General features: G+C 49.1%; 22 protein-coding genes. 10 read left to right on the plus strand and 12 right to left on the minus strand.

The features are described from left to right. Positions 1 to 40: 40 nt before the first annotated feature. The 8 genes from tnaA to nhaC form a co-directional block, all read right to left on the minus strand. Positions 41 to 1,507, minus strand: coding sequence for a tryptophanase (gene tnaA, locus QL223_RS01605; RefSeq protein ID WP_281543656.1), 1,467 nt, complete (start codon positions 1,505 to 1,507; stop codon positions 41 to 43). Positions 1,508 to 1,907: 400 nt separating this feature from the next. Continuing rightward, positions 1,908 to 2,906: a DUF2955 domain-containing protein gene (locus tag QL223_RS01610; protein WP_039850402.1), complete on the minus strand. Its 999-nt coding sequence runs from the start codon at positions 2,904 to 2,906 to the stop codon at positions 1,908 to 1,910. 17 nt (positions 2,907 to 2,923) lie between these two features. Then, positions 2,924 to 4,048: an HlyD family secretion protein gene (locus QL223_RS01615; RefSeq protein ID WP_002541163.1), complete on the minus strand. Its 1,125-nt coding sequence runs from the start codon at positions 4,046 to 4,048 to the stop codon at positions 2,924 to 2,926. A gap of 190 nt (positions 4,049 to 4,238) precedes the next feature. Continuing rightward, entirely contained in the window at positions 4,239 to 5,003 is a 765-nt protein-coding gene (locus QL223_RS01620) for an enoyl-CoA hydratase-related protein (RefSeq protein WP_002541164.1), read from the minus strand. Positions 5,004 to 5,018: 15 nt separating this feature from the next. Beyond that, positions 5,019 to 6,227, minus strand: a complete 1,209-nt coding sequence (locus tag QL223_RS01625; RefSeq protein ID WP_281543657.1) for a hypothetical protein — start codon at positions 6,225 to 6,227, stop codon at positions 5,019 to 5,021. Beyond that, positions 6,212 to 6,352 carry a hypothetical protein gene (locus QL223_RS01630; protein WP_281543658.1) on the minus strand — a complete coding sequence of 47 codons (141 nt, stop codon included), beginning with the start codon at positions 6,350 to 6,352 and terminating at the stop codon, positions 6,212 to 6,214. Before QL223_RS01630 ends, QL223_RS01625 begins: the two co-directional genes overlap by 16 nt. Beyond that, positions 6,349 to 7,977: an amino acid adenylation domain-containing protein gene (locus QL223_RS01635; RefSeq protein WP_002541167.1), complete on the minus strand. Its 1,629-nt coding sequence runs from the start codon at positions 7,975 to 7,977 to the stop codon at positions 6,349 to 6,351. Before QL223_RS01635 ends, QL223_RS01630 begins: the two co-directional genes overlap by 4 nt. Positions 7,978 to 8,213: 236 nt before the next feature. After that, on the minus strand, positions 8,214 to 9,647 hold the full coding sequence (gene nhaC / locus QL223_RS01640) for a Na+/H+ antiporter NhaC (RefSeq protein ID WP_002541169.1): 1,434 nt from the start codon (positions 9,645 to 9,647) through the stop codon (positions 8,214 to 8,216). 654 nt (positions 9,648 to 10,301) lie between these two features. On the opposite strand from nhaC, the gene rbsD reads away from it, so the two are divergent. The 7 genes from rbsD (at position 10,302) to QL223_RS01675 (ending at position 17,200) form a co-directional block, all read left to right on the plus strand. Continuing rightward, the gene (rbsD, locus tag QL223_RS01645; RefSeq protein ID WP_002541171.1) at positions 10,302 to 10,721 is read left to right on the plus strand and encodes a D-ribose pyranase; all 420 of its coding nucleotides are present in this window, start codon (positions 10,302 to 10,304) and stop codon (positions 10,719 to 10,721) included. Positions 10,722 to 10,755: 34 nt separating this feature from the next. Then, a complete protein-coding gene (rbsA, locus tag QL223_RS01650) occupies positions 10,756 to 12,261 on the plus strand; it encodes a ribose ABC transporter ATP-binding protein RbsA (RefSeq protein ID WP_002541172.1) in 1,506 nt (501 codons plus the stop codon). Then, positions 12,258 to 13,238, plus strand: coding sequence for a ribose ABC transporter permease (rbsC, locus tag QL223_RS01655; protein WP_002541174.1), 981 nt, complete (start codon positions 12,258 to 12,260; stop codon positions 13,236 to 13,238). Before rbsA ends, rbsC begins: the two co-directional genes overlap by 4 nt. Before the next feature lie 91 nt (positions 13,239 to 13,329). Further along, positions 13,330 to 14,208, plus strand: a complete 879-nt coding sequence (rbsB, locus tag QL223_RS01660) for a ribose ABC transporter substrate-binding protein RbsB (RefSeq protein ID WP_002541175.1) — start codon at positions 13,330 to 13,332, stop codon at positions 14,206 to 14,208. Positions 14,209 to 14,385: 177 nt separating this feature from the next. After that, entirely contained in the window at positions 14,386 to 15,306 is a 921-nt protein-coding gene (gene rbsK, locus QL223_RS01665) for a ribokinase (protein WP_046306124.1), read from the plus strand. 13 nt (positions 15,307 to 15,319) lie between these two features. Continuing rightward, a complete protein-coding gene (locus QL223_RS01670; protein ID WP_002541177.1) occupies positions 15,320 to 16,336 on the plus strand; it encodes a substrate-binding domain-containing protein in 1,017 nt (338 codons plus the stop codon). Further along, entirely contained in the window at positions 16,337 to 17,200 is an 864-nt protein-coding gene (locus QL223_RS01675) for a patatin family protein (RefSeq protein WP_002541178.1), read from the plus strand. 1 nt (position 17,201) lies between these two features. On the opposite strand, the gene QL223_RS01680 is transcribed toward QL223_RS01675, so the two are convergent. From QL223_RS01680 to QL223_RS01690, 3 genes are all read right to left on the minus strand, one after another. Continuing rightward, positions 17,202 to 17,444, minus strand: a complete 243-nt coding sequence (locus QL223_RS01680; RefSeq protein WP_002541179.1) for a hypothetical protein — start codon at positions 17,442 to 17,444, stop codon at positions 17,202 to 17,204. Between the two features lie 70 nt (positions 17,445 to 17,514). Beyond that, positions 17,515 to 18,285: a hypothetical protein gene (locus QL223_RS01685; protein WP_039850391.1), complete on the minus strand. Its 771-nt coding sequence runs from the start codon at positions 18,283 to 18,285 to the stop codon at positions 17,515 to 17,517. Between the two features lie 97 nt (positions 18,286 to 18,382). Then, the gene (locus QL223_RS01690) at positions 18,383 to 19,294 is read right to left on the minus strand and encodes a LysR family transcriptional regulator (RefSeq protein WP_002541180.1); all 912 of its coding nucleotides are present in this window, start codon (positions 19,292 to 19,294) and stop codon (positions 18,383 to 18,385) included. 84 nt (positions 19,295 to 19,378) lie between these two features. Here QL223_RS01690 and QL223_RS01695 point away from each other — a divergent pair, with 84 nt between their 5' ends. The 3 genes from QL223_RS01695 (at position 19,379) to QL223_RS01705 (ending at position 21,366) form a co-directional block, all read left to right on the plus strand. Then, positions 19,379 to 19,600: a DUF2798 domain-containing protein gene (locus tag QL223_RS01695; protein ID WP_046306133.1), complete on the plus strand. Its 222-nt coding sequence runs from the start codon at positions 19,379 to 19,381 to the stop codon at positions 19,598 to 19,600. Between the two features lie 87 nt (positions 19,601 to 19,687). After that, on the plus strand, positions 19,688 to 20,797 hold the full coding sequence (locus QL223_RS01700) for an agmatine deiminase family protein (protein ID WP_281543659.1): 1,110 nt from the start codon (positions 19,688 to 19,690) through the stop codon (positions 20,795 to 20,797). Positions 20,798 to 21,006: 209 nt separating this feature from the next. Beyond that, complete coding sequence (locus tag QL223_RS01705; protein ID WP_281543660.1) at positions 21,007 to 21,366, plus strand: hypothetical protein; 360 nt, start codon at positions 21,007 to 21,009, stop codon at positions 21,364 to 21,366. 51 nt (positions 21,367 to 21,417) lie between these two features. On the opposite strand, the gene QL223_RS01710 is transcribed toward QL223_RS01705, so the two are convergent. Then, positions 21,418 to 21,768: a hypothetical protein gene (locus QL223_RS01710; protein WP_281543661.1), complete on the minus strand. Its 351-nt coding sequence runs from the start codon at positions 21,766 to 21,768 to the stop codon at positions 21,418 to 21,420. Positions 21,769 to 21,794 lie beyond the last annotated feature (26 nt).

A 21,794-nucleotide genomic window follows, 5' to 3' on the forward strand; every position in this document is an offset into this window, starting at 1 on the left:
ATAAAAAAGAGCGCAATTTTCATTGCGCTCTAAAAGGTTTCTACACTGTGGTTTCCAGCTCAGCAGCGTTGTGCTTTTTTACTTCCGCTGGCTCCACTTCTTTGAGTCTTGCCGTAAAGTGACGGAGGACGGAAGGCTCATACGTAAAGTCGAGTCCTTTCACATTGTGCGCATTTTTCTTCACTTCACCGAACGCTTCAATGATGAAGTCCATGTGTGATTGGGTGTAAGTCGCACGCGGGATGGTCAGACGAAGCAACTCAGCCGGACATGGGTGTTGTTTGCCAGTGGCAGGGTCGCGACCCAAAAGCAGTGAACCGATTTCCACTGCCCGGATGCCGGCAACTTTGTAAAGCTCACACGCCAACGCATGTGCCGGGAATTGGTCAGAAGGAATGTGTGGCAGCAACTTGCCAGCATCTACAAACGCCGCGTGGCCGCCGGCCTGTTGGCAAACAATGCCAATCGCTTCCAAGCCATCAACCAGATATTGAACCTGCTTGATGCGGTATTCCAGCCATTCCTGACGCATACCGTCATAAAGGCCCACAGCCAAGCGCTCCATGGCCCCACCTTCCAGACCGCCATAAGTTGGGAAGCCTTCCTGCACCACGCAAAGAGTGCGGCATTCCTGATAAACGTCCATGAAAGCGTCGTCTTTGAAGCACAGCAGTCCACCCATTTGAACCATGGCATCTTTCTTTGCTGACATCGCCAGGCCATCTGCATATTTGTAAGCTTCGCGGGTGATTTCAGCAATCGTCCAATCTTTGAATCCGGGTTCGCGCTGCTGGACGAAATAGGCGTTTTCCGCAAAGCGCGCAGAGTCCATGATCACCGGAATGTCGTAGCGTTTGGCAATCTCGTATACCGCTTTCAGGTTAGCGATAGAAACCGGCTGACCGCCCGCGGAGTTACAGGTAATGGTGCTCACAATGTATGGCACGTTGGTTGCACCAGCGTCGAGGATAGCTGCTTCCAGCTTTTGCAGATCAAAGTTGCCTTTGAAGTCAGCGGTGACAGAGGTATCAAACGCATCTTTGGTATAGACGTTTTTGGCAACGCAGCAGTTTACCTGGGTATGGCCTTGTGTGGTGTCGAAGAAGTAGTTCGACAGTGCCACCATTTTGCTGCGATCCAAACCTTTCTCTAGCTCGCGCTTTTTGATCAACACAGGAATGTAGATTTGCTCTGCACCACGCCCTTGGTGGGTTGGAATGGTGAGGTCATAGCCGAAGATGTCTTTTACCGCGTTAGACAGCGCATAGTAGCTACGACTGCCGCTGTAGGCTTCATCACCGCGCAGCATGGCTGCCTGCATTTCCTGAGTAATAGCGCCTGTACCACTGTCTGTCAGTAGGTCGATAAACACGTCTTCACTGTCCAACAGGAAGGGGTTCATGCCCGCTTTTAAAATAGCTTCTTCGCGATACGCGCGGGTGGTGCGTTTTACTGGTTCAATCACACGGATACGGAATGGCTCTGGGAGGTGTTTGAAGTTTTCCATTTTTTCTACCTTTTACTTTTACCTGACGGAAAACTTGCCAATTATTCATTTTATTTAGGCACTAGGATTCCATCAGAAAATTAATCTGATTTCGAATTTTTGATTTGGGTTTTAATTACCGAAACAGTAAGCGTGACAATACGAAAACACAATTAAGTGAATCGGATTATTTATACGGCTTTTCGATAAGTGCGCGCAGGGGCTGCGCAAGGGGAATGCTTATGCAGGGAAGAAAAAAGCGATTTTGTAGTCCTGGGTACACCAGCGATTTAATTTATTCACATTCATCATTTTGACCAACCTGAAACTCACTAATTCAAGCTAACGATAATACTATCGTTTAGAAAGTTATAACTGTCATCAATAAAAAAATCAAATTGAGAAGACGTCGACAAATCTTTTACCCAAGCCGCCTTTGGGTAGGTTGAAGCAAAATTAAAACGCAGGTTCCCAGTAGCACGGCAGCCATGATGGACAGCAACCTTTTGCCGTCTTCGACAAAAGCACTTCCGGCGTTTTGGGTAATACCATAGTAAATCAGGACGACGAAGCCAGAATATAAAAGCTGAATGGTGTTGAAGCTGGCGCGCTTGGTGGCGGCATGGATTCCCATCAACAAAGCACAGATGATGGTCACACTGACGTGTCCGATAAAGTTGGTTTGAAGCAGATTCATTAAAAGCACGGGAAGGGCATAGAGAAAGCCAGCATACGTTGCCAATAGCCTGCGAACTCCATAATTGTGGCCAGCGGAGGGATCGGGGTCTTTGATGATTAGCGCAACAGTAATGGTGACAATGGTGCTCTGAACTAAATCAAAGCTGATCGCATTCACCAGCACAATGAGTACTACGGCAGCTTTGAAAGCGATATGCCAGATTTCCGTATGAATGGGCTGGTGGGGAGCAGGAACAGGATCGGGGGCAATAGGGTCACCGCCCGGCACCAGAAAATAGCCGAGGTAGGCAGTAAAACCCGCAATCAGTATGTTCTTCATTAAAGCCAGCGGGATCTGGCTGACATCGAGACCTTTCTGACGGGAAAACACGGCAATCATCGCGGTTGATACGATCAAGAGCGTTGCCAGTAAATCCTGCGGGTTTTCACGTGCGCGCTGCATGCACCAGTAAAACACTACAAACAGTACACAGTAATAGACCAAGGGCTGGTCGATCAGAAGGTTACTCAAGGCTCCCTGAAACCAAGCGGTGGCAAACAAGATGACTGCCATCAAAAACACCATGATAAGAGGCGGAGGCTTGGATGATGTCGTCAGGAATACCGCACAAATCGCGGGTGCAAGAAGCGGAATGTCTGTGCCAAAAACATGTTGCCAGAACAGAAGCAGCACAGGAAAAACCGCAACACGGATGATTCCGTTACCACTGCTTCTAAACATGGCTTGATGAGGCATAGTTAAGAGACATAGCTCAGGTAGCTCCAAAGCCAGGTCCAGGTATCCAGTAGCAACTCACCAATGGTGGACTGCCCAGGATAGAAGCTGACTGTCGCACGACCGCCGTAGCGAAGCTGGATATCTGCCGGCAAATCAAAGTAGCGGATATTGACGGGAAACCGCTGCGAATGCTGTATGCCAGTTGGTGAATCAAACAAACCACTGTTGCCATCGACTTGCAGGCTGCCATTACCGCTGCTTCCCCAGCCAACGGAAGTGACTTCTCCATGGAAAATCTCGCCGGGGTAAGCATCAAACACAATCTTAACCACGGTACCTTTCTTCACGTAAGCCAAAGAGTTCTCCGTGACCATGGCAGTGAGCCAAAAATGACGATTATTGATAAACGTCAGGAGCGGTTTACCTGTCGCCGCGAAATCTCCCGCAGACAGGTTCATGTTGGTGATCACCCCTGCAGCGGGCGCTCGGATATCTGTGTAGGAAAGGTTGAGCAGTGCTTGGTCTAAATTGTTCAAGGCGGTTTTTACTTGTGGGTTGCTTTCTCCTTTGGGGCCCAGTTCCTGTTGCGCTTTCGCTAGATCAGCCGTGGCCTGAGCCAGACTCGCTTTAGCGGCATCAAGAGACGCTAAACTGTCATCCAGCGTTGCCTGACTGACGACGCCACGTCTTGCCAGTGCCATGTTTCTCTCTGCATGTTGTTTGGCATTGCTGACTTTTACGCGGGCGGCAACTTCATTGGCTTTCGCAGCGTCAATGGCGGCGGAATCGGCATTCACGGATTGTGTGGATTGTTGAAGCGCCAGTCTTGCTGCGTTGACACTCAATTCGAAGGGTTGTTTGTCGATGGACATCAGAAGTTGGCCCCGCTTAACCTCTGAATTATTGAGGATTGAAATGGCAGAGATTGGTCCTGAGATTTGCGGGCTTATGCGTATCAGTTGCCCATTAACGCGGCCATGATCTGTCATGGGCGTGATGCGATCTGCCCACAGCGTATAGAACCAAATAACCAGCGCAGCCGCGATCAGGTAGTAAGTGAAACGGCGGGCGCTACTGGCGGCTTTTGGCTCGTTAGCGGCAGCGGGTGTGTTTTTCGCCTCCTGCGGCGGGTTGCTTTCATTCATTGAAAACGCCTCGAATACAGATCAGAAAGGGCTGCTGAGGATACTCAACAGCCCCTAATAACAAAAAGTTGCATAGGAGAGTGTATCGAGCGGTGAAACAGGAAGTTGTCTAAAGTTAGATACTAGCCAGAAGTAGAATCACGCGATAAAAAAAGCGCCCAGGACAGGCGCTAAAAACAGAAACGAGATGTCAGTTTCCAATGAATTGCGGTTGTCGTTTTTCGATGAAAGCTTGCATGCCTTCTTTTTGATCTTCCGTAGCAAACAGCCCATGAAACGCGCGGCGTTCCATTCGAACCCCATCTTCCACAGACAGTTTTTCTGCGTTTAGCACGCACTCTTTTGCCAGTAGAACCGCGGGCTTGCTAAATCGTGCGATGGTTTTAGCGGCTTCGAGCGTTTCTTGCATTAATTGTCCATCTGGCACTACACGGGAAACCAGTCCTGCGCGCTCTGCTTCAACGGCATCCATCATCCTGCCCGTCAGGATCATGTCTGTAGCTTTGGACTTTCCGACCAGCTTGGTGAGGCGCTGGGAACCGCCCATGCCGGGAATGACACCGATGGTCAGTTCAGGCTGACCAAACAGCGCAGATTCTGCAGCGAATATGGTGTCGCACATCATGGCGAGTTCACAGCCTCCTCCAAGTGCATACCCAGACACAGCAGCAATGATTGGCGTGCGGATACGGGTAAACGCCTCCCAGCCTCCGAAGTAATCCGTCGCTGTCATTTCCTGATAGCTCATATCTGCCATTTCACTGATGTCAGCGCCCGCCGCGAAGACTTGCTCAGAGCCCGTCACCACGAAGCATCCGACATTCGGGTCTGCGTCATAGCGTGTTAATGTTTCCATCAGTTCTTCGAGAAGTGGCGTACAGAGTGCGTTGCGTTTCTCTGGACGGTGCAGTTGGATGATGACTACATTGCCATCGACTTCTGTTTTGATGTTCATCGTCAAAGCCTCTTATTAAGAATCCCAAATGGCGCCGTAAGCAGGAATGCCGCGGCTTTCCATGCCATACACCACTTGTCTGGTCAGTTTCTGGTTAGAGATACAAATCACTGCTTCCGCATCAAATGCCTGATAGGCGGCATAAGCGAGTTGCACCATGTCCGGTTTGCCAAGCTCATCGGTATCCCATATCAGGGCGTCTGGCTGTGCAGCGAGAATTTCATCGACGAGGGCGTCGCCGTAGGTTTTTCTCGGATTACGCGTTGACCACACCAACTGCATCGGAAGCTTTTGGGCTAACAGGTGAGGGAGACATGGCCCAATGCCACTGCCTGTTGCCACGTACACCACGCGCTTGAACAGCACTTCAATATTCGCCACACCCGCAGTCGGAATGCCTTTCACCCAAACGTGGGAAGGTTTGTCGTCAATGAGCTTCCCCGTCCAATCTCCGGCGCGTGACACGGTCAGACGATAGCCTGGTTCATCTGGTGAAGGGACGTTAGCAAAGTGGTGCCATTCCATCAGAGGTGAACGGCTTATTGCCATGGAAGAGCCAGCAAATGGCGTGACTCCATAATTGAACTTCAACAGCGCAACATGGTTAGACGGCGTGGTGATCTCAACGGGCACCCTACGAAGGCGAAGCCAGGGCAGGAGAATGCTGAAGGTCATGATACTGAGCAACCAGACTGAAGGGGTTTGCTGGGCAAAGTCCCACAGTGGTTGAACTGGATTCTGGTCGCTGGCAATCGACAAAGTTTGCACCCAGAACAGGATAAGCACGGACCACCCCGCAAAGCGGTGAGAGGCTTCAAAGGCATTGTGATATTTCTTGCGAATGTTTGGCATTGCCATCGCAATCATCACCACTAACAAGCCAATGATACCGAGCGTCGACCAAAGGCTGAGATCTGACACTGGGCTGAGGGCGTGCATTTTTTGGTAGATGATGGCACCGGTAAATAGCGCAAACCAAAGGCTACCGTTGATAGCACAGCCAGAATGCAGACCACCGTGGTGATAGATCTTACCCAGATGCCATCTAATAGAAAGCGGCCAGGTCACAGGAGCGCGGGTGGCCAGCCAGAACAAAAAGTTGATCGTATATTGCTGGCGAACCAACACCGCAACAAAGAAATTGCCGATCACCATGTTGCTCAGACTGGTAAGGTCGAGATGGTTTCGGTCAAACCAATTTCCTTCCGTTATCCCATAAGCCAACCAAAGTTCACCAGCGATATAACAATCACCAGACGAAAATAATGTTCCAGTGCAGGATTTTTCCACATGCGTTGGAGTAACCCCTGCTTTGCCGGTAATTCGGTTTCTGAGTAGGGAGCCATCATGCGTTACCTTCCTTGGCAGATTCCATGGCAGTGTCAAAAAGGGAGAGCAGTTTGCGTTTGTCGATTTTGCCCCGGTCTGTGAGGGGCAATTCATCACATGCAATTACGCGGATAGGAATGGCGTAATAGGGAAGATGAGCAGCCACATGGTCGATTGCAGTTTGCTCATCCACACTCGATGGCACCACGAAAGACGCTAAGTGCCTGTCGTCGATTTGTAGAGTGACGGCCAGTCGGCATTCCGGCAGGTTTTCCAGATGGGAGGAGACCGAATCCAACTCGACACGGAAACCTCTGACTTTGACCTGATCGTCGGTGCGCCCAAAGTGTTCCAGCTCTCCCTCGTGGTTCCAGCGCCCTAAATCGCGGGTGCGGAACATGACGTGGCCATCACCCAGGAAGGGGTCAGGGCGATAACGGGCCTGGCTCAGTTCGACATTTGCGAGATAACCTTTGGTGACACAAATACCACCCGCCCACATCTCGCCCACTTCACCAATGCTGCAGGGCTCGAGGTTATCGTTAAGCACATACACAGTATTGTTCGGTGTTGGTTTTCCAATGGTGAGTCGGTCACCGGGTTTGAACAGTTTTGCGGTGTTAATAATGGTTGTTTCGGTTGGGCCGCAGGAGTTGTAGAAATCGCATTTCGCCCCCCAGGTTTCTGCCAGTGGCACTGGGCAAGGTTCGCCAGCTACCGCGACCGTTCTTACGTCGGGGCATGCCTCCGGGTCTATCTGTCCCAGAATCGAAGGGGTCGCAATAATCACGTCAGCGTTGCTGGCGGCTTGCTGAATGGAACTGTCGCGGATAAGTAGAGTCGCGCCATGACACAATGCAACATAGATTTCCCATGCTGACATATCAAAAGCAATGCTCAGGATCTGCCCGACCCGCATGCCCGGTTTCACGCCGAGGTTCCCCGGTGATGTCATGACGATGTTGGCGACATTTTTGTGGGTGACCTGCACGCCATTGGGTCTTCCGGTCGTGCCAGAGGTGAACAAGACAAAACAGACGTCATTGGGTTTGGTAATCCGCTTTCCACCCGCTTCCATAGACTTAAATTCAGGTGATTTGAGCAATGTATCCAGCTCTAAGCGGATAGTGCCGTCTGAATCGGGCAGGTCGTGCTTATGTTTGGAAAGGGTAAATACGACCTGGATGCGGGCGACATCAATGATATGGGAGAGTTGGGATTTCGGTGCGACACCGGCGTCTTGGGGCACATAATTGGCACCAATCTTCAAACAAGCCAGCATACCTACCAGCATGGGAATTGAGCGTGAAAGAAAAATGCCGACTGAGTCGCCGGATTTCACTTTCAATCGTTGCAATAAGGTGGCGAGCTTTTCGGCCTCGGCGTCCAGCTCACGATAGGAAATCGTTTGTCTGCCATCAATCGCGGCAATTGCAAAAGGCGTTTCCCTCGCATGGTGTTCGATTGCCATGCTCAAAGTGGGAAACGAAGGTTTAACTGAAGGACCTCGGCCAAAAGAGACAAACTGCAGACGCTCTTGCTGACTGAGCTTTGCAAGTGGTGATAGGTTGAAGAACTGTCCTGGCTCATTGGTATTGCCGCCAGGTGTAGGCGGACAAAATACCGAGTTAACAAGAACTGTCATGGATAAACACTCCCTAGAGCTTGCTTAGCTGAATACCTTCAGCGCTGATGTGTGTTGCTTTAGGAAACGTTAATGAACAAATCTCTCAAATTTCTCACAAAGAAATCACAATTCATTCTTCGTTCGAAATTTTTGATGAAGAAGGCAGGCATTGGTGTTGAAAGGAAAGACATTTTTTGTATTTATCATAATAAAAAGGCTGCCCATGGCAGCCTTAAAGGTATATTGAAACTACATCATATGTTTCGTTCAACTGAAGCTTCTGGCGCTTCTTGCTGATCGTCAATTTTCCACATGGTCCAACCCATCACACCAAACAGAATGGTCACGAGTGGGGAGATCCAGCAGAAGAAATTGAATGGCAAGTAGGCCAGCGTGGCAACGCCCAATGTGGCTGCCTGATAAGCACCACCAGAGTTCCAAGGAACAAGGTTAGCCGTGACGGTGGCCGAATCTTCCACCGCGCGGGAGAGGTTTTCCGGTGCAAGCCCACGTTCTTTGTAAGCTTCCGCATAACTTCGCGCACTCATCACGATCGCCATGTATTGGTCACACAGAATCAGGTTGGCGCCAATACCGGTGAGCACAGTAGAAACCACCAGTGAACCCGTGGATTTTGCAGCAGCGAGGATCTTGTCTGCAATCACGCGAAGTTGGTTAGTCCGCTCCATCACACCACCAAACATCATGGCAACGATGATCAGACTGATGGTGTACATCATGGAATCCAGGCCACCGCGTGACAGCAGTGAGTCCACATCGCCGATACCAGTTTCAGAGGTATATCCACCAAAGGCTACGCTGGCAATAGCGTTGTAATCAGCCCCTTGAAGACCAGCAGCACATATCGCACCAGCAATTACACCCAGCGCAATTCCTGGAATGGCAGGCATCTTCTTATAAGACACGAACAGCACAAGAAAGAGGGGAAGGAATAAAACGGGATTAATGAAGAAGGTACTGTCTAGTGTCGTCAGAATGCTATTGATACGTTCAATGTCGCCGCCTGATGCGCTGTATTTGAGTCCCAACACCGCTTCGATAACCAGAGTGATCGAAATGCTCACACCTGTGGTGTACGACATGTGTTTGATGTGGGTGAACAGATCCGTGCCCGCCATGGCTGGCGCCAGGTTGGTGGTGTCAGACAGGGGAGACATTTTGTCGCCAAAGTACGCGCCGGAAAGTACCGCACCTGCAACTAGCGGAAGTGGGAAGCCAAGACCGCCACCCACGCCCATCAGCGCAACACCGATAGTCCCTGTGGTACCCCAGCTTGTGCCGGTCGCGAGTGAGGTGACTGCACAGATAATCACACATGCGGGCAGGAAGATTTCCGGTGCCAGAATTTGCAGGCCATAGTAAATCAGTGTTGGAACGACACCAGCGAGTATCCAAACACCGATCAGGGCGCCAACAATCATCAATATGATCATTGCAGGCAGGGCGTTGTAGATACCGTTCACCATGCCGGATTGAATATCTTTCCATGAAAAGCCACAGCGAAGAGCAACGACACTGGCCACGACGACACCCAACAACATGGGAACCTGTGGGTCGAGCCCGTAAATGACGATGGAAACGCTGATGCCGACAACAAGGGAAAGAAGCGAGATGATCGCCTCCCAGAACATGGGCGCACGGGCACCCTCTGGAATATCAGTCTTCATGTTACCTCCAGATGTTTACATATATAGACTGAGGGTGCGGTGGGTTCTTATTGGAATTCACCGCAAAGTATGAGGGTCAGTAGTGTTGCGTTACTTATCTGGGACGAGTGAGTAGCGGTTTCGGCGGGTGATCGTATCCGACTTCAGTGGGCATGGGTTTCGTCCTGTTGCTCACTGTGAAACGTTGTGCTGCGCATTGACCTTTTATGGGTAAAGCCTTACTGCCTCAAGGTTCATCGTAAGGCGCAGCCAGCGGCTTCGGAGTTCTATAAATGAGATGCGTTAATAAAATGTTTGATTTTTTCCTTGGTATGTATTCGTTTTCTGTTGAAATCGGTATCTTTCGCTTTTTTTGTACTGGTGTAATCGATCTCAATTAGAGTAATCATCTTTCAATGTGCGTCTAATAATGGCTCTGTTTGAGATTTAGAAACGCTATTCCGCTTTCTTGCTGACAGTGAGTCAGCTCAAATTTCCCTGCCCAAATATCTAAAGATAAGCGATCAAAATCACGCCTGAAAATTTCTTATAAAGACGAATCGAAACGTTTCGATTACCGTCAGCGAAACGTTTCGATGAGATCGGTTTTCCAGCCAAATTTCCCAAGTCAGGTTGGTGGTTCATCGATTAATGACTGCTGTAAGAAGGTTAAGAATGAAAAAAAGCATCTTACTGAACTCTGATATTGCACACCTAGTCTCTACGCTGGGTCATACCGACGAATACACCATTTGTGATGCCGGTTTACCCATTCCTCAACATGTCGCGCGCATTGATCTGGCATTGACTCACGGTGTTCCGGGCTTTCTGGAGACGGTGCGTGTTGTGCTGACGGAGTCTCAGATCGAAGGGATCATCCTGGCAGAAGAGTTCGTGACAGTAAGTCCTGATTGCCATGAAGCACTGATTCAGGAAATCCGTAACGAAGAAACACGCAGCGGTAAATCGATTTCCATCCAATACCTTTCGCATGAGGAATTCAAAGAACGCACCAATGACAGCCATGCGGTGATTCGCACTGGTGAATGCACACCTTATGCGAACGTGATTTTCCAAGCTGGCGTGGTTTTCTAAACGCTTTGAATTTGAGTGAGACGAGGACATTCCTATGACTCAGGCAATATTGCAACTCAGCGAGATTGAGAAAGCTTTTCCCGGGGTGAAAGCGTTGGATAAAGCCAGCCTCAACGTTTATCCAGGCCGTGTGATGGCGCTGATGGGAGAGAACGGTGCAGGCAAATCGACGCTGATGAAAGTGCTGACTGGCATTCACGCGTTGGATGGTGGCTCGATTCATTACGAAGGCAAAGAAGCAGCATTCAAAGGGCCACGTGATTCGCAGCAGGCAGGTATCAGCATTATCCATCAGGAGTTGAACCTGATCCCTGAACTGACGATTGCTGAGAACATTTACCTCGGCCGTGAATTCACTGGCCCATTCGGCCGCGTGCTTTGGGAGAAGATGTACGCCGAAGCCGATAAATTGCTGGCACGACTGAACGTGAAACACAGCTCAAAAACCTTGTTGGGTGCGCTGAGTTTGGGCGAACAGCAAATGGTGGAGATTGCCAAAGCACTGTCGTTTGAATCTAAGGTCATCATCATGGATGAACCAACAGATGCATTGACTGACACCGAAACAGAATCGCTGTTCAAGGTCATCCGTGAGCTCCGGGACGAAGGCTGCGGCATCGTTTATATCTCTCACCGTCTGAAAGAAATCTTCACTATTTGCGATGATATTACTGTGCTGCGTGATGGCAAATTTATCGGCGAATGTCAGGTGAAAGATATCGATGAAGACCGCCTGATTGAAATGATGGTGGGCCGCAAGCTGGAAGAGCAATATCCGCGTATTGCAGTGACCCATGGCGACACTTGTTTGGAAGTGAAAAACGTTTCCGGTGTGGGTGTAAAAGACGTCAGCTTCACCCTGAAGCGCGGAGAGATTCTCGGTGTGTCCGGCCTGATGGGTGCAGGTCGCACTGAACTGATGAAGGTGATATACGGCGCGCTTTCACGCGACGGCGGCGACATCATACTCAATGGCAAAACCGTTAACCCAATCAGCCCACGTGATGGATTGATCAACGGTATTGCTTACATCTCTGAAGATCGAAAAGGCGATGGTCTGATTCTGGGACTGTCAGTGAAGGAAAACATGTCGATTTGCTCTCTGGACAAGCTGAGCAAAGGTATGCAAATCCGCCACAACGACGAAGTCATGGCTGTCGACGATTTCATCCAACTCTTCAACATCAAAACCCCAACCCGCGAGCAGCTTATCGGCAACTTATCTGGTGGTAACCAGCAGAAAGTCGCGATTGCCAAAGGCCTGATGACCAAGCCGCGCGTGCTTATTCTCGACGAGCCAACCCGTGGCGTCGATGTGGGTGCAAAGAAAGAGATCTATCAGCTAATCAACCGATTCAAAGCAGAAGGTATGAGCATCATTCTGGTTTCTTCCGATATGCCGGAAGTGCTTGGAATGAGTGACCGAATTATGGTGATGCACGAAGGCCGTATCACCGGGGAGTTCGATGCCAAAGATGCCGATCAAGAAACATTACTGGCCTGCGCTGTAGGTAAATACGTTAAGAAGGATGCAGCATGAATAGTAACGCCGTAACCCAATCAAAAGCTGAAGGTAAAAAGCTGTTCAGCAAAGAGTGGTTGATAGAACAGAAATCTCTTGTTGCGCTTCTTTTTCTGATTGTCGTGGTGTCGTTTTTAAACCCGAACTTCTTTACCGTCGACAACATTCTGAACATTCTTCGCCAGACGTCGATTAACGCGATTATTGCGGTAGGTATGACACTGGTGATCCTGACCGCAGGGATCGACCTGAGTGTGGGTTCAGTTCTCGCGCTGTGTGGTGCATTTGCCGCAACACTGATTGCGATGGAAGTGCCTGTGCTGGTGGCAGTGCCAACCGCGCTCTTTGCTGGTGCGGTACTGGGAGCGATTTCCGGCATCATTATCGCCAAAGGCAAAGTGCAGGCGTTTATTGCCACGCTGGTCACCATGACACTGCTGCGCGGTGTGACCATGGTTTACACCGAAGGCCGTCCAATTTCTACCGGTTTTACTGATACCGCTGATGCGTTTGCCTGGTTCGGTACTGGCTACGCACTGGGTATTCCGGTTCCAGTCTGGTTGATGGTGATTGTGTTTGCAGCGGTCTGGTACCTGCTGAACCACACCCGTTTTGGTCGCTACATCTATGCGCTTGGTGGTAACGAATCTGCTACCCGCCTGTCCGGTATCGACGTCGACAAAGTGAAGATCGGTGCTTACGCAATTTGTGGCCTGTTGGCAGCTCTTGCAGGCATCATCGTAACGTCACGTCTTTCTTCAGCACAACCTACCGCAGGTATGGGCTACGAACTGGATGCGATTGCTGCAGTGGTACTGGGTGGCACCAGTCTGATGGGCGGTAAAGGCCGCATCATGGGTACCCTCATTGGCGCGCTGATCATCGGCTTCCTCAATAACGCCCTGAACCTGCTGGACGTTTCCTCCTACTACCAAATGATTGCCAAAGCGACAGTGATTCTCGCCGCGGTCATGGTCGACAACAAAAACAAGTAACCCTACGAATCCAATATTAAACCAACGAATTACGTGTAGAACGCGCCGGTGTCCCCCTCACTGGCGCATCAAAAACAAAAGGATGAAGACAATGAAAAAACTATCCATGCTTATCTCAGCCGCTCTGCTTTCCTCAACAGTTTCCGTGGCTGCACAAGCGCAAGACACCATGGCGATTGTTGTGTCTACACTGAACAACCCTTTCTTTGTCACCATGAAGGAAGGTGCAGAGAACAAAGCAAAAGAGCTGGGCTATGAGCTGATTGTTCTGGATTCCCAAAACGACCCGAGCAAAGAGCTTTCGAATGTGGAAGATCTGACCATTCGTGGCGTTAAAGCGATTCTGATCAACCCGACGGATTCCGCAGCAGTTTCTAACGCTATCCGCATTGCGAACCGCAGCGAAATCCCAGTTCTGACATTAGACCGTGGTGCGCAGCGCGGCGAAGTGGTGAGCCATATTGCGTCTGACAATGTGGCAGGCGGCGAAATGGCGGGCAAGTTCATCATGGAGAAAGTCGGTGAGCAGGCTAAGGTCATTCAGCTGGAAGGTATTGCTGGTACATCAGCAGCGCGTGAACGTGGCGAAGGCTTCATGAAAGTGGTGGATGGCGGTTCAATGGAATTGCTTTCGAGTCAGCCTGCTGACTTTGACCGCACTAAAGGGCTGAACGTCATGGAAAACATGCTAGCAGCTAACCCGGATGTTCAGGCGGTATTCGCGCAGAATGATGAAATGGCATTGGGCGCATTACGTGCGGTGCAAGCGTCGGGCAAAGACGTGATGATTGTTGGCTTTGATGGCACCGATGACGGCATTGCAGCGGTAAAACGTGGCAAACTGGCGGCAACCATCGCTCAACAGCCTGAATTAATTGGTGCTATTGGTGTTGAAGTGGCAGATAAAATGCTGAAAGGCGAGCCGGTTCAAAAATCGATTCCTGTTCCGCTAAAAGTGGTCACTCAGTAAGTCTAACAGGGAAAACCTCAGCCAGACCCTCCCCTTGTAAACGGGAGGGTCTGTGAGTCCTCCGGCTTTGAGGGAGAGTGCAGAACCGATTGCTTTAGATTCTTGATAAAGAGCCTAAATCACTCAGTTTTTTAGTACAACAATAAGGTCTCCCTGAAGGAGGCTGAGGACAGCGCGATGAATAAGTTAGTGGTTTTAGGGAGCGTTAACGCAGACCATGTATTACAGGTGCCTTCTTTTCCCCGTCCGGGTGAAACCCTGCATGGTCGCAATTATCAGGTGATCCCCGGTGGTAAAGGCGCAAACCAGGCTGTGGCTGCAGCGCGTTTGAAAGCTGACATTGGCTTTATTGCCTGTGTGGGCGACGACCCATTCGGCGTGAACATTCGCGAAAGCTTCAAGTGCGATGGCATCAATATCAGTGGTGTGAAAATGCAGGCAGATTGCCCAACGGGTATCGCCATGATTCAAGTCTCTGATAGCGGCGAAAACAGCATTTGTATCTCTGCGGAAGCCAACGCCAAATTGACGGCAGAAGCCATTGAACCTGAGCTTGAACGCATTCGTCATGCTGAATACTTGCTGATGCAATTGGAAACACCGCTGGATGGTATCGAGTTGGCAGCTCAAATTGGCAAGCGCCATGACACCAAAGTGATTCTGAACCCTGCTCCTGCCCGCGAATTGCCTGAAAGTTTGTTGGCTTGTATCGACATCATCACGCCAAACGAAACAGAAGCAGAAGTGCTGACGGGCGTGAAGGTGGAAGATGATGCATCAGCAAAAGCGGCAGCAGACATACTGCATGGGAAAGGCATTGAAACCGTGATGATCACGCTGGGCGCGAAAGGTGTGTATGTCAGCCAGAATGGCGAAGGTCAAATCGTGCCAGGATTCCGTGTAGAAGCAACGGACACCACTGCAGCAGGCGACACTTTCAATGGTGCATTCGTGACTGGTCTAATGGAATCAATGCCTTTAGAATCAGCGATTAAGTTTGCTCACGCAGCAGCGGCGATTTCTGTGACACGCTTTGGTGCCCAGACATCGATTCCCACACGTGATGAAGTGGACGAATTCCTAAAAGCACACGCCTGATTAAGGAGAAGACATGGCGACAATGAAAGACATCGCGAAGTTAGCCGGTGTTTCAACCTCGACCGTTAGCCATGTCATCAACAAAACGCGCTTTGTCAGTGATGAAATTGCAGAGCGCGTGAATAACGCTGCTAAAGAACTCCATTACACTGCGCCGTCTGCTTTGGCGCGCAGTTTCAAAACCAACCGCACTAACACCCTTGGCATGATTGTGACCACATCAACCAACCCATTCTTTGGTGAGGTGGTAAAGGGCGTGGAGCGAAGCTGCTATCACGCGGGTTACAACCTTATCCTCTGTAACACTGAAGGTGATGCACAACGGATGAAAGCGTCTATTGATACCCTGATGCAAAAGCGTGTTGATGGTTTCATCCTGATGTGTTCAACGCTGGAAGGGGAGTATTCAGAGATCCTTGAAAAGCTTCAATCCGTACCTGTGGTGGTGATGGATTGGGGGCCGATTTCCCTGCCTTGCGACAAGATTCAGGATAACTCCCTGCGTGGGGGTTATCTGGCGACCAAGCACCTTATCCAGCAAGGGCATAGAGAAATTGGTTGCATCACCGGGCCGTTGCTTAAACATCAGGCGCAAATGCGCTATCAGGGCTTTAAACGCGCAATGAAAGAGGCGGCCCTCAACATCAACCCCAAATGGGTGGTGGAAGGCGACTTTGAATGTGAAGGCGGTTATCAGGCGCTTGCAAAATTCCAGAACAGCGGTAAGTTGCCCTCCGCAATTTTCGCTGGTAACGACATGATGGCGATGGGCCTTATCAACGCTGCAAACGAACAGGGGATTTCCGTTCCAGCAGATTTGTCCGTGATGGGATACGATGACATTCACTTGGCGAAATACATGACACCATCGCTCACTACCGTGCATCAGCCTAAGTATCGTCTCGGAAAAGCCGCGGTCGGTGCTTTGATTCAACGCATCAGTAACAGTGGTAGCGAACCTCAGGTCGTAGAGTTGGAGCCAGCCGTGGTGGAGCGAGGCTCGGTGACGGAGTTTGTAGGAGAAAAATAAATGGAGAAGGTTGGGAAATCTGCACTCATTGTAGAAGGTGGTGCAATGCGCGGCGTGTTTTCGTGCGGCATTCTTGACTACTTCATGGAGAAAAACTTCTCGCCGTTCGATAGCTTCTGGGGTGTATCTGCAGGGGCCAGCAATCTGGCAGCGTACTTGGCTGACATGCCTGGACGGAACCTGAAAATCTACCTCGATTACAGCCTTCGCAAAGAATTCCTGAGACCGGGCCAGTTCGCCATGGGCGGTGACTTAATGGATCTCGACTGGATGTGGGAAGTCACGTTGGAAGAACTTGGTATCGACAAAGACGTTCTGAAAGCAGACCCAAGGCCGTTCTTTTTAGGTGTCACAAGACAGGATAATGGCGAACCTGAGTACCATACACCGGATGTTGAAATGTTGGCCGAAACCATGAAAGCCAGCAGCGCACTGCCAGTGATGTATCGACACGGCGTGGAACTGAATGGCGTGAGATATGTAGATGGCGGCGTGACAGATGCGATTCCTGTTGCTGAAGCTATTCGACGCGGTGCCACCCGAATCATGGTGCTCCGAAGCCGTCCGGCATGCTATCGAAAATCCGCCTCCAAGTTTGATGCGCTGACTAAACGGCTACTCAAAGATCATCCTGCGTTGATAGAGCCGATGCTGACCCGTCATATTCGCTACAACGAAACACTTGAACTGATTGAGCATCCGCCGGAAGGCGTGGAGATTATTCAGGTTTGCCCGCCAGAAGACTTCAAATTGAAGCGCCTTAGCAGGGAAAAGGCGCCTCTTAAGAAGGCTTATTACCTAGGGTATGAGTCAGGTAAAGAAGCCATGATGCGTTGGGATAAGCTCAGTCTGGATTCTCTCTGACTCAATAATGGAAAATATCGTCGCGGCTTTCTGCGAATCCCTCGTAAACGTTTGAGAAACGCTTTGGCGCACTGACTTTCTTTTTCTTCACCCGCTTTTTTACCGGGCGCATGTTCATGCTTTCTAGGCGAGCCAACTCTTTTGCATGGAGTTCAGCCTGTTCAATAAACGTATTATCTTTCAAGGCTGCTTTACGGCTTTGGTTAACCCGTTCAAGCAACTGGTCAAACTCTTTCGTATTCATGAGCACCTCCAAATGATACTGTTTATATATACAGCATCATTTGGAATCTCAATCTCGTCAAGTGTTTAAATCAGAACTTCCCGTTCCGGTTGTTCCAAATCTCGCGCGGGGGGATTTCTTCCACGGTATCCCAATGCTCGACCACTTTTCCGCTTTCTAATCTGAACAGATCATAAAAGGCCGTGTGAACACCGGCACGCAGACCTTCGCAAGCGGTCAGGACAAAGTTACCTTCTGCAAAAGTGCGGTGTAGTGTTTGGTAATGAACATATGGCGAGCCATCTGGCAGTGTTTTGCATAGGGTTTGTTTCAACGAATCCAGGTCATTGCTGAGCTCAGGGCTGTGTTCTGTATAGTCAGTGATATTGAAAAAGAGAGGAATTACATCGGGGTTTTGACCTATCAATACTTGATTAACAAGATTGACCACGGTTTCGCGATTGGGTTCTGTTTTCTCCAAGTCGGCGACTTTTGTTTCGCCATCAATCATGCTTCGGCCAGAAGCATTGTTGGGCTGCTTGAGCTCTAAATTGTCCCAATGCTCGACGGTCTTATCCCCTTCGAACCGGAATACTTCAAAACAGATTTTTACGCTGGAAAAGTCATACTCGGTATGGGCAAACACATAATCGCCATCTGAGAAAATGCGCAGAATTTCAACATGAGGGTTAGTCTTTGCCAGTTTTGCAAACAGCTCAGCTAGCCCGACATCGCCTTCTTTTGTCATAGGGTTGTGCTGTTTGTACTGAGTTTCATCGACAACTTTGACGGCTTCAGGATCGCCATGCTCAATGCCTTTCTTGAGGAGATCGTAAATCCATTGCTTTCTTTGATCGCTCATTTCAATGCGTCCTTTCTTTAGCGCGTTGTTTCCCCGAGTCTAGCCGTTAATGGGTGCTTTTCTTGCTTAAATCCTGATTCACCAGCGAGCTTCCTATTTACTGTGCCTCGATTGGCGTCTGCTCATAGTTAATCGCTTTTGTGGCTGACAGTAACGCATCCACCAGTAAGGTCAGTGCGCGGGGCTGATGCTGCCGTTCACGGTATACCAAATAGGCTGTTCTGTCGGTTCGTGTATACTCCGGCAAAATCTCTTTGAGTTTTTCATTGCCAGAGGTATGGCGAAATGGAAGGGATGATACGCCAATGCCTTGTTCAACGGCGGTAATCACCGCAGTGATATCATTGACCACTAATTTAGGACGGATGGCAATAGTGTGCTCAAGAACCTGTTCGCGGTATAGGTTTATGTTCCAGACTTTATCCACTGCGATCCAGTCTGCTTGCTTTAGTGCATCGACTGTTTTGATCTCTCCATACTTTCTCAGGTAACCCTCGCTGGCAAAGAAGCCATGCCTGGCTGTAAAAAGTGGCCTGGCAATGAAGCTTTCAAGACCGGTTAAATCGAAGGTCATTAAGAGATCCCTATCTGTTGTCGGGATCTGCTGTTCTTGGCTTAAAATAATCTCAAGTTTTACCTTGGGATAATCCTCAAGGAATCGACTAATCACATCCCCAACAAACCCATGATAGAAGTTATTTGGCATGGTCAGCTTGAGGTTGCCAAACACCTCGTTGCTATCTTGTAGAATTTGCTCAATCCCGGATTCAAGTTGCTCCATGCTGCTAATGAGTTGTTCATAAGCTCGCTCTCCTGACTCTGTCGCAACGAGCTCTCGCCCTCGCTTTTCCAGTAATCGAACATTGAGCCTTTTTTCCATCGCGCTGATCCGGCGAGACACCGTAGAAGCGGGTAACCCTAATGACTTACATGCCGAAAGCAGCGAGCCATCACGGATGATTTGGCAAAAGAGATAGAGATCGTCAATGTTTCCAAAAATGGAATTCATGGTTCAAATTGTGCCTGTATATCTCGTTTATGGATTTATTTATCTTAAGTCCAAAGACAAAAGCACAGCAAGTTTGAGGTGAGAATGGAAAGGAAACGGTTTTGGATAACAACAGCACTCAGCACATTAGTGATGGCAGTCACTATGTCTGGGTTGATCTCTGGCTACAAAATGGGGTTTTCTGCTGATTGGCCTCAAGTTTGGGGGCAGAGCTTTGTGGTTGCTTGGCCATGTGCATTTGTATTGAGTGTGACTGTGTTGCCGAAAGTTAAGCAGTTTTCAGAGTGGTTAGCGGAAGCAATTTAAACATCAAAGATGAAAGTTAGGCTTCTTTACGCAATATTTAATTAACCCTCTGTATTTGAAAGATATAAAACTGATTGCGTACCTTCTATGATTTCTCGCCGACGATTCATTCAACAGGCTGGTGCAGCGGCACTCACGTTGCCTTTTGTTCCTGGACTTCATGCAACAGAAATAACGCGCCCGAATCGTGCGGCTTGGATAATGCCTGATGAAGCGGCACCTCATGAGCGCACATGGATGGCATTTGGGGCATCAGCGCAAATCTGGGGAGAGAGATTGCTTCCTGCGGTTCAAAAAAACCTCGCGGACATTGCGCTGACGATTGCCAAATACGAACCCGTTTCCATGTTGGTACGAAAAGAGGATATAGAAATCGCTCGGGCCTTGATGGGAGACAACATTGATCTAATCGAAGGTCAACTCGACGATTTGTGGGCGAGAGATACTGCACCATTGTTCGTATTGAACGAGCAAGGCGACAAAGCTGCTGTCGACTTCAATTTCAATGGGTGGGGAAACAAGCAACAACATAGTTTGGATGCTGCTGTGGCAAAGCAAATTGCCCGCCTTAGCCATACTCAACGTATTCAAGCGCGAATTGTAATGGAAGGTGGCTGCATAGAGGTAGACGGGCAGGGTACCGCTATTATTGCTGAAAGCTGTACTCTGAATGCAAACCGTAACCCTGGTATTTCTAAAGCCCAATTTGAAGATCTTGTGATGCCGCTTTTAGGGTTGGAAAAAATCATTTGGATCTCAGGAATACGAGGCCGTGACATCACTGATGGGCATACAGATTTTTACGCTCGATTTACCAGCCCAGGCAATGTGGTCGTTGGTATTGATACCTACCCAGAGTCATACGAATACGAGCTTACCCGAGAGCATTGGGAGATTTTGTCAGCAGCGACCGATGCACAAGGAAACAGGCTGAGCCTTCATACACTAGAAACGCCAGATACGATTCGTGAAGAGTTTGACAGCAAAGAGTTCGCCGCTGGCTATATCGGTTTTTATGTTTGTAACCATGCAGTGATCATGCAGGAGTTTGGTGACAAAGCTGCGGATGCGAAAGCCAAAGCAACGATGGAGAGACTATTCCCAGAACGCACTGTGGAGGTAATAAACGTAGATGCCATTGCTGCGGGGGGAGGCAGTATTCACTGTGCAACTCAGCAAGAGCCTCAGATAAATTAGTACCGTAAACAGTTTCTAACAACCATTTGCTAGATAATTTTGCTATTGGAAATTTAGATTCTGGAAGTGTAACTGATAAGGCCACTATTAACTGAGCGTTAAATTTGCCTAAATTCACAGACAAAAAAGATAATGGTGTAATGCATAGTATTTGATTGTGTGGGTTTGTATACAGGTGTTTATTGAAAAAATAAATATATACAAAGATCATGAAAATCAAATTTCAAAGAACGCTTGCGTCGCTGTTACTCCCTTTATCTACCGTAATAAATCTCGCTAGTGCATCAGAAAATATCTGCACAAAACCAACCAAAATGTCTGATGTCAGCGCTAAATGCGTCGTGACGGATGATTCCTACTGGATGCCTGATAAGTTAGTTATTAGCTTGACTAGCGAATGTGCCGAACGTGTTTTTGTCAAAGCTTGTATGAAAAATGGAAATGATTGGGGAAGGTGGGAATGCAATGCTATTCATCTTTCTAACAACCAAGTATGGGAATCGCAAATTAGCGCCGAGTGGGTGTGGTATGAATGGGTATGGGAAAATGCAGAGCTCAATGCTTGCTGACAGAAATAGCAATAAAACGAGATAAGCCAGAGCAGCGCTCTGGCTTTTTACTTAGCTGCGTTTAGGTTGCTTGTAAGTGCGACCGGCTGCGGCATAAGTATCACGGTTCTTAATGTCGAATTGGGTATAGAAGAACCAAGCGACGAACAGGATAACATCGTCACCCACATTCATGATGTGCTCAACAAACTCCTGCTCTTCACCGTCGTCGTTCTCGTCAGTGAATACGTGGTAAACACGGTTTTGACCTTCCACTTCTGCAAGTGCGAATTGTCCAGTCAACGCGTTCGCGGCTTCTGCAACCGCTTCATCTTCGCTCGCTTTTAGCATGTCGAGCGCTTCAGGAAGGCTGGCTTTTTCGCAAAGGGCTTTTACCAGCGCTTCAAAATCTTTATGTTCCATGGTGGAGCCTTAATGTAGTCAAAAAG

The sequence above is a fragment of the Grimontia sp. SpTr1 genome, assembly GCF_947387585.1.
GTDB lineage: Bacteria > Pseudomonadota > Gammaproteobacteria > Enterobacterales > Vibrionaceae > Enterovibrio > Enterovibrio indicus.